This is a genomic window from Ferruginibacter sp., from assembly GCF_031391665.1.
In the GTDB taxonomy this organism is placed as follows: domain Bacteria; phylum Bacteroidota; class Bacteroidia; order Chitinophagales; family Chitinophagaceae; genus Ferruginibacter.
In genome coordinates this window covers 1-7,663 of the sequence record NZ_JANMUN010000037.1, presented here as the reverse complement: position 1 = coordinate 7,663, position 7,663 = coordinate 1, and the positions used below count along the sequence as shown (strand labels likewise).

At 35.4% G+C, this 7,663-nt stretch carries 8 protein-coding genes; all 8 read left to right on the top strand.

Going from position 1 to position 7,663, the window contains the following annotated elements:
- Positions 1 to 190 precede the first annotated feature (190 nt).
- Positions 191 to 1,123, top strand: coding sequence for a site-2 protease family protein (locus ACY651_RS03335; protein WP_462249702.1), 933 nt, complete (start codon positions 191 to 193; stop codon positions 1,121 to 1,123).
- 222 nt (positions 1,124 to 1,345) lie between these two features.
- The gene (gene hisG, locus ACY651_RS03330) at positions 1,346 to 2,197 is read left to right on the top strand and encodes an ATP phosphoribosyltransferase (protein WP_462249700.1); all 852 of its coding nucleotides are present in this window, start codon (positions 1,346 to 1,348) and stop codon (positions 2,195 to 2,197) included.
- A gap of 142 nt (positions 2,198 to 2,339) precedes the next feature.
- Positions 2,340 to 3,611: a histidinol dehydrogenase gene (gene hisD, locus ACY651_RS03325; RefSeq protein ID WP_462249698.1), complete on the top strand. Its 1,272-nt coding sequence runs from the start codon at positions 2,340 to 2,342 to the stop codon at positions 3,609 to 3,611.
- A gap of 83 nt (positions 3,612 to 3,694) precedes the next feature.
- Positions 3,695 to 4,786, top strand: coding sequence for a histidinol-phosphate transaminase (gene hisC / locus ACY651_RS03320; RefSeq protein ID WP_462249696.1), 1,092 nt, complete (start codon positions 3,695 to 3,697; stop codon positions 4,784 to 4,786).
- Entirely contained in the window at positions 4,783 to 5,925 is a 1,143-nt protein-coding gene (gene hisB, locus ACY651_RS03315) for a bifunctional histidinol-phosphatase/imidazoleglycerol-phosphate dehydratase HisB (protein WP_462249694.1), read from the top strand. Before hisC ends, hisB begins: the two co-directional genes overlap by 4 nt.
- 71 nt (positions 5,926 to 5,996) lie before the next feature.
- Entirely contained in the window at positions 5,997 to 6,653 is a 657-nt protein-coding gene (hisH, locus tag ACY651_RS03310; protein WP_462249692.1) for an imidazole glycerol phosphate synthase subunit HisH, read from the top strand.
- Entirely contained in the window at positions 6,650 to 7,366 is a 717-nt protein-coding gene (gene hisA, locus ACY651_RS03305) for a 1-(5-phosphoribosyl)-5-[(5-phosphoribosylamino)methylideneamino]imidazole-4-carboxamide isomerase (protein WP_462249690.1), read from the top strand. Before hisH ends, hisA begins: the two co-directional genes overlap by 4 nt.
- 13 nt (positions 7,367 to 7,379) lie before the next feature.
- On the top strand, positions 7,380 to 7,663 hold a 284-nt coding region (locus ACY651_RS03300), incomplete at its 3' end, for a HisA/HisF-related TIM barrel protein (protein WP_462249688.1).

Here is a 7,663-nt window from a genome sequence, read left to right as displayed (position 1 = left end):
TAAAATAATTTATAACGATAAGGCAGGATTGGGAATTACGTTGAAAGAATTTTAAGAGGTTGAGTAATTTTTAAAGTGGTTGAAAATCGTTGCGGCAGTTATATCCGGAGTCTTCAATTAACCGCTGACGGGGCTTGAAGCCGCCGTCAGGGTTTTGAATTTCTTTTAAATAAGAAACAAAATATTTTACATGAACGAAGAAAATGAACCGGCTACATTGGTTATTAAACCCGAAGAGGAGGAAGTAAAAAAAACTTCTTTATCAAGAACATTAATCAGCCTTGCGTTATTTATAGCATTGGATTACTGGATTTTTAAAAGCTGGTTTGCGGTGCTGTTACTGGTATCAGTAATTTTTATTCACGAAGCCGGCCATTTTATTGCTATGAAATTTTTTGGGTATAAAGGTGTTAACATGACCTTTGTTCCTTTTGTTGGTGCTTATGTTAGTGGTACTGCCACTAATTTGTCAAGAAAAAATAAATTGATTGTTTTACTGGCAGGCCCGTTGCCGGGTATTATTATTGGCAGCATACTGTTATTGTTATACCAAAATAATTATAACGAAACCTTCAGGCAACTTTCTATACTTTTTTTATTGCTGAATGTTTTTAACCTGCTGCCGGTTTTTCCGTTAGATGGTGGGCAGTTTTTTCAAACTTTATTTTTTAATGGCAGCAGAATTATTCAATTAATTTTTCTTTCCATTTCTTTATGTTCCTTAATTTATTTTTTCTTTACATTAAACTATGCCTGGATTTTTTTAATAATTGCAGTTTTGGTTTTATTAAGAATTGGCCAAATCAACTTAATAAATAAAGTACGAAAAAGGTTAGATGAGGAAGGTATTGATTATGCCTGCACTTACGATGATTTAACTGATGAAGAATACTGGCAAATAAGAAATATAATAATAAGCGAAAGTAGATTACTGAGCAGGAAATTTTCAACAGAAACCCAATCCGGCGATGAACAATTAATTATAAAACATATTGAAAATGTGCTGGTGCCTGCTTACCAGGATGATCTTACTTTAAATGGGAAAATTGTATTTACTGCAGTTTGGATTGCTGCATTTGCTTTACCTGTGTTGCTATGGCTGCACTTCAAGGGGTATTTTTAAAATTTTATTTGGCTATTTAAACATTCCGTCTTTACTTTGTGCAACAAATGAAACAAATCGTCCACATACACCATCATCATACATTACTCAACGGGTAAGCGTGCTGATTGTATGTAACTAAACATAATTTTAATCAAGGGCTTACTGAAAAGTGAGCCCTTTTTTATTGTCTGACGCTCTCGTCTGACAATGAAAAAATAAAGGGTAAAACCAAATAAAAACATGTTAAAAATAGCAATTCAAAAATCGGGCAGGTTGTACGAAGATTCCATTAAGTTGTTAAAGGAATGCGGCATTCAATTGAACAACGGTAACAAACAATTGAAAACAGTAGCAGAAAATTTTCCGCTGGAAGTTTATTTTTTAAGGGACGATGATATTCCGCAATATGTATTTGATGGTGTAGCCGATATTGGAATTGTTGGCGAAAATGTTTTGCTCGAAAAAGCGAAAGATATTGATTTGGTGTACCGCCTTGGTTTTGGTAAATGCAAATTAAGTATTGCAGTGCCCAAAGCAATGCAATATAAATCTATTGATGATTTAAAAGGGTTAAAAATTGCTACTACCTATTCTAACATTCTGCAAAAATATTTAAAAGAAAAAAACAGCGATGCAGAAATACATGAGATCAGCGGATCGGTAGAAATTGCGCCGGGCATTGGTTTGGCAGATGCTATTTGCGATTTGGTAAGCAGCGGCAGTACACTTTTTACCAATGGCTTAAAAGAAGTGGAAGTGATTTTAAAATCAGAAGCGGTACTAACAGCCAACAAAAACCTTACTGAAGAAAATAAAAATATTTTAGAAAAATTATTGTTGCGCATTAATGCAGTAAAAACTGCAAAAAATAATAAGTACATTATTTTAAATGCGCCTAATCATCAATTACAAAATATAGAAAATGTTTTGCCGGGGATGAAAAGCCCAACAGTAACACCATTGGCAACTGAAGGCTGGAGCAGTGTACAAAGTGTAGTAAACGAAAATGATTTTTGGGAAGTAATAGAAAAATTAAAACAGTTTGAAGCAGAAGGGATACTGGTGATACCGATTGAGAAGATGATTGTGTAGATGCCCCTCCGCCCCCTGAAGGGGGAACTGGGAGTAAGCTAATTAGTAGCTGTATTCACTTTTCATTCAGTTTAAATAAAATACTGGCTGAAAAAATTATAAACTTTAAAATTAAGTTCTCCGCCGCGGCGGAGACAGGGGCATGAAAATTTTTATAAATCCATTAAGAAGTGAGTGGCGGCAGTTATTGCAGCGACCTGTTTTTGATACATTATCATTAGAAAAAATAGTAACCATTATTTTAGAAGATGTAAAACTAAACGGCGATGCAGCTGTAAAAAAATATGCTGCACAATTTGATGGTGTGGAATTAGCTAATTTAAAAGTTACTGAAAAAGAAATTGAAGATGCTGTTGCATTAGTTGATGATAATTTAAAAGAAGCTATAGCCATTGCAAAAAATAATATCCTCAAATTTCACGAAGCTCAAAAAGAAACTATTACTAAAATTGAAACAACAAGTGGAGTAGTTTGCTGGAGAAAATCAGTTGCAATAGAAAAAGTAGGTTTGTATATCCCCGGGGGTACAGCGCCATTATTTTCTACATTATTAATGCTGGGCATACCGGCAATGCTGGCGGGCTGCAAAGAAATTGTGGTTTGTACGCCGTCGGATAAAAATGGCAAAATAAATTCTGTTATTTTATATGTGGCCAACTTAATTGGCATAAAAAATATCTATAAAATTGGCGGAGTGCAGGCGATTGGTGCAATGGCTTTTGGCACTGAAAGCATTTCGAAAGTGTATAAAATATTTGGCCCGGGAAATCAATATGTAACCTGTGCCAAGCAATTAATTAATAAAGAGGGCACAGCAATAGATATGCCTGCCGGCCCAAGTGAAGTGGCGGTTTACGCAGATGAAAGCAGCAATGCAGCATTTGTTGCAGCCGATTTATTAAGCCAGGCAGAACATGGTACCGATAGCCAGGTAATTTTGGTAGCAACATCCATTGAAATAGTTGAAGCAGTTAAAATAGAAATTGAAAAACAATTATCTTTTTTATCAAGAAAAGAAATTGCTGCAAAAGCTTTAGCCAACAGTCGGGTTATAGTAATGAAAAATGCAGATGAGGCATTTGACTTATTAAATGAATATGCTGCAGAGCACTTAATTATTGCATCGGATAACGCACTTGCACTTACAGAAAAAGTAATTAATGCAGGCAGTGTTTTTCTTGGGCATTATTCGCCGGAGAGTGCAGGGGATTATGCGTCGGGTACTAATCATACATTACCTACTAACGGTTACGCCAAGGCTTACAGTGGCGTTTCGCTGGATAGCTTTGTTAAAAAAATTACTTTTCAGGAAATAACTAAAGAGGGGATAAATAATATTGTTAACGCCATTGAATTAATGGCCGCAGCGGAAGGGTTGGATGCACATAAAAATGCGGTAACAATCAGAAAATAAACCCCCAACCCCCTGAATGGTACTTTAAGCACGTCAATATTTTAAAGATGCTTTTAATTTGGAAATAGTAAAATGACTAAATCATGAATGAAAATGAAAATTATAAAGAGTCTTCAAAATCCCCCTTCAGGGGTTTGGGGACTCTTGTCCGAAATAACATAAAAATATTAAAACCTTATTCTTCGGCCCGACATGAATTTACAGGCAAGGCCTCAGTATTTTTAGATGCAAACGAAAATGCCTACGGCTCACCGGTAGCAGAAAATTATAATCGTTATCCCGATCCTTTGCAATGGCAATTAAAATTTCAGCTTGCAAAAATTAAAGGGGTGCCGGCAGAAAATATTTTTATAGGTAATGGCAGCGACGAAGTAATTGATTTGGCCTATCGTATTTTTTGTGAGCCAAAAAAAGATAATGTAATTATTTGTCCGCCTACTTACGGCATGTACCAGGTGAGCGCTAATATTAATGATGTTGAAATTAGAAAAGTAAATCTTACCAATGATTTTGAACTGGATGTGGAAGGTATTTTGAATGCAACAGACAGTAATACTAAATTATTATTTATCTGTTCGCCTAATAATCCTACGGGTAATAATATGAACCGGACTGATGTGGAAATAGTATTGAATAATTTTCCGGGCATCGTAATTATTGACGAAGCTTACATTAATTTCAGCAAACAAAAAACATTTATACAGGAGCTTACAGAATATCCTAACTTAATTGTAATGCAAACTTTGTCGAAAGCATGGGGTTTAGCGGCATTGCGTTTAGGGCTTTGTTTTGCATCAATGGATATCATTGATTTTTTTAACAAAGTAAAACCTCCGTATAATATTAACGATGCATCGCAACAAATTGCTTTAGACGCTTTACAGGAAACTGTAATGGTGAATAAATGGATAAAAGAAGTGGTACATCAAAAAGAAGAACTGGCAGCAGCATTAGTAAGATTGCACTTTGTAAAAAAAGTGTATCCTACCGATGCCAATTTTATTTTAGTAAAGGTAGATGATGCTGATGCATTGTACAATTATCTTGCAGCAAACGAAATAGTGGTGCGTAACAGAACTAACGAAATATTATGTGAGAATTGCTTACGTATCACAATTGGCACTCCTGAAGAAAATAAAAATTTAATATCAACTTTAAAAAATTATAGAGGGTGAAAAAAATATTATTTATTGACAGAGACGGTACATTGATAAAAGAAGCGCCGCCAACTTACCAATTGGATTCTTTTAGTAAGCTGGAGTTTTATCCTGACATGTTTTTATACATGAGAAAGATTGCCGCTGAGCTTGATTACGAATTGGTAATGGTTACCAACCAGGATGGATTGGGTACTGCAATTTTTCCGGAAGATACATTTTGGCCCGTGCATAATTTGGTAATGACGAGTTTAGAAAATGAAGCCATTCATTTTAATGAAGTGTTTATAGATAAAACATTTGCAAAAGATAATACACCCACCAGGAAACCTGCAACAGGTATGCTGACGAAGTATTTGAATAACCCTGCGTACGATATTGCCAATTCTTTTGTAATTGGCGACAGAATTACTGATATGCAACTGGCAAAAAATTTAGGCTGCAAAGGGTTTTGGTTAAATATTGATTCAAGTCTTGGTGCATCTGAAATAAAAGATACTATCAATGAATTGAAAAAGGAAGTGATTGTTGTAGAAACGCCGCATTGGGCAGCTATTTACGATTATTTAAAATTACCACCACGAAAAATATTTCATCAACGAAATACCAACGAAACAAAAATTACTGCGGAAGTAAATTTAGATGGAACAGGAAAATCCCAGATTGAAACGGGTATTCCTTTTTTTAATCACATGCTGGAGCAAATTGCTAGGCATGGTAATATTGATTTAACTATTGAATGCAAAGGCGATTTACACATTGATGAACACCACAGTATAGAAGATACAGGCATTGCATTGGGAGAAGCCATTTTAAAAGCATTAGGAGATAAGAGAGGCATTGAACGGTATGGGTTTTTATTGCCGATGGACGATTGTTTGGCACAGGTAGCCATAGATTTTGGTGGAAGAAACTGGATTGTTTGGGATGCGGAATTTAAAAGAGAAAAAATAGGAGAGATGCCCACAGAAATGTTTTTCCATTTTTTTAAATCTTTCAGCGATGCTTCAAAAAGTAATTTAAATATAAAAGCCGAGGGAGATAATGAGCATCATAAAATAGAATCTATTTTTAAAGCATTTGCAAAAGCTATAAAGATGGCAGCGAAGAGAGATGTGAATAATAATGCGTTGCCGAGTACAAAGGGGATGTTGTAAAGCAGAGCCCCCAAACCCCCTGAAGGGGGCTTTTGCAGACACTAATAATTTATAACACTATTAAATAGCTGATGAGTATAAAAGAGGAGTTATATAATAAAGAGAGTAACAATATAAGTTCTCCGCCAGCTGGCGGAGACAGGGGCATCGCCATCATAAAATACAACGCCGGTAATGTGCAAAGTGTACAATATGCTCTGCAGCGTTTAGGAGTTGAGTCTGTGGTAACTGATGATGAAACAATCATCCGCAACGCATCAAAAGTTATTTTTCCCGGTGTGGGGCATGCAAATGCCGCCATGCAATATTTAAGAGAGAGAGAATTAGATAAAATAATTATTTCTTTACAACAACCCGTTTTAGGAATTTGCCTGGGATTACAATTGTTATGCAATCATTCCGAAGAAGGTGATACAAAATGTATGGGCATATTTGATACGGAAGTAAAATTATTCGAATCTTTTTCTTTAAAGGTTCCTCAAATTGGTTGGAATAATATTTACGATTACAAATCTGTTTTGTTTGATGGAATAAAAGAGAATGAATTTGTTTATACAGTACACAGTTATTATGCAGCACCAAATAAAGAAACCACCGCAAAAACAGATTATACTTTACCTTACAGTGCCGCATTGCAAAAAAACAACTTTTATGCCGTGCAATTTCATCCTGAAAAATCAGGAAAAGTGGGGGAAATAATTTTAAGAAATTTCATACAACTGCCATGATCATTATCCCAGCTATCGACATTATCAATGGTAAATGCGTTCGCCTTACCAAAGGCGATTATGCACAGCAAAAAATTTATCATGAAAATCCTGTTGAAGCAGCAAAGCAATTTGCAGATGCAGGAATTAAAAGATTGCACATTGTAGATTTAGACGGTGCCAAAGCAGGAAAAATTATTAATTTAAAAGTGCTGGAAGATATTGCTGCTGCCACCAATTTAATAATTGATTTTGGTGGAGGAGTAAAAAACATAACTGATGTTGGAAATATTTTTAATGCCGGTGCAACCATGGTTACCATTGGCAGCCTTGCAGTAAAACATCCGGAAATGTTGGAAGAATGGTTGATGGAATTTGGGGAAGATAAATTTTTAATTGGTGCCGATGTGCTGGAAGATAAAATAAAAATCAGCGGTTGGTTAGAAGATGGCGGCATAAATATTTTTGATTTTATTGGTAAGATGATAGCGCTGGGTGCTAATAATATTTTTTGTACAGATATTTCAAAAGATGGTGTGATGGAAGGACCTTCGTTTGAATTGTATAAAAAAATTATGGTGGAGCATCCTGAAATAAATTTATTTGCAAGTGGCGGCGTAAGTACTATTGAAGATGTAAAACAATTACAAGCAATTGGATGCAGTGGTGCAATAATTGGTAAAGCCATTTACGAGGGTAATATAACATTGCAGGAATTATCCATTATCCATTAATCAATTATCCATTATGCTCACCCGTCGTATCATCCCCTGCCTCGACATAAAAGATGGCAGAACAGTAAAAGGAATTAATTTTGAAAGTATACGTGATGCCGGTGACCCTGTGGAGCTGGCCATTATTTACAGCGAACAGGGAGCAGACGAATTGGTTTTTTTAGACATTACGGCAACAGTTGAAAAAAGAAAAACTCTGGTAGAGCTGGTAAAAAGAATTGCAGCCAATATTAATATTCCATTTACTGTTGGCGGTGGAATAAGCACCGTTGAAGACGTAGCATTGCTTTTGCAAAA

Coding starts and splice junctions, on each gene's coding strand:
- ACY651_RS03335 (WP_462249702.1), top strand. CDS start 191: ATGAACGAAGAAAATGAACCGGCTACATTGGTTATTAAACCCGAAGAG.
- hisG (WP_462249700.1), top strand. CDS start 1,346: ATGTTAAAAATAGCAATTCAAAAATCGGGCAGGTTGTACGAAGATTCC.
- hisD (WP_462249698.1), top strand. CDS start 2,340: ATGAAAATTTTTATAAATCCATTAAGAAGTGAGTGGCGGCAGTTATTG.
- hisC (WP_462249696.1), top strand. CDS start 3,695: ATGAATGAAAATGAAAATTATAAAGAGTCTTCAAAATCCCCCTTCAGG.
- hisH (WP_462249692.1), top strand. CDS start 5,997: ATGAGTATAAAAGAGGAGTTATATAATAAAGAGAGTAACAATATAAGT.
- hisA (WP_462249690.1), top strand. CDS start 6,650: ATGATCATTATCCCAGCTATCGACATTATCAATGGTAAATGCGTTCGC.